Annotated in this window: 1 protein-coding gene; it reads left to right on the forward strand. The window is 72.4% G+C overall.

The window, feature by feature from the left end:
- Positions 1 to 744, forward strand: a 744-nt coding sequence (gene trsM, locus FVW20_RS17450; protein ID WP_196610583.1) for a DVU_1556 family methyltransferase, incomplete at both ends; no start/stop codon positions are given.

The raw sequence follows: 744 nt of genomic DNA on the forward strand, positions 1-744 counted from the left end.
CGGCGCTACGCGGCCCGTGGGAGCATCCGGCGCTGCGCGCTGTGGCTGGCGCCACGCTGCGTCCCGGCGGGGTGGCCCTGACCTGGCGCGCGCTGGAACTGGCGCGTCAATTGACGATGTTGCCTCATGACGCGCGGGTGATGGACCTGGGTTGCGGCCCCGGCGAAACCGTGGCCCTGCTGCGCGAAGGGGGCATGGCGGCGGTGGGGCTGGATATTTCCGCCAGCCTGCTGGCCGAGGCACTGGCGCGGAATGGGCGTATGCCCCTGATTCGGGCTGATGCCGGGTGCGGCGTGGGAGCCGGTGCGGATGCCGCCCCCGGTCTGCCGCTGCGCACCGCCAGTCTTGATGTCGTGTTCTGCGAATGCGTGCTCTCCGTGCTGCCGCAGCGACAGGGCGTGCTGGCGGAACTTGCGCGTGTGCTGCGTCCCGGCGGGGTGCTGGTCTGGACCGATCTTTATGTGCGGGCGGGGCGTGCCGCTGACGTGCGGCGTGGCCCGGACGGTTGTCTGGTCGGCGCCGAGAAGGGCCGCGCGGACGGCGGCGAATCCAGCAACTCCGGTCCGCATCCCGGCGTCCTTTCCTGCCGGGCCGGGGCCATGCCGCGCGCGGACATGCAAGCCATGCTGCGCGGGGCCGGGTTCACGGTGCTGGCGTTCGAGGATCACAGCCGCCTGCTGGCGGAACTGGCGGGCAGGCTGCTGTTTGCCGGGGCCGACCCGGCTGAACTGTTCGGGTGCGGCG

The organism is Nitratidesulfovibrio oxamicus, from assembly GCF_015731765.1.
In the GTDB taxonomy this organism is placed as follows: domain Bacteria; phylum Desulfobacterota; class Desulfovibrionia; order Desulfovibrionales; family Desulfovibrionaceae; genus Cupidesulfovibrio; species Cupidesulfovibrio oxamicus.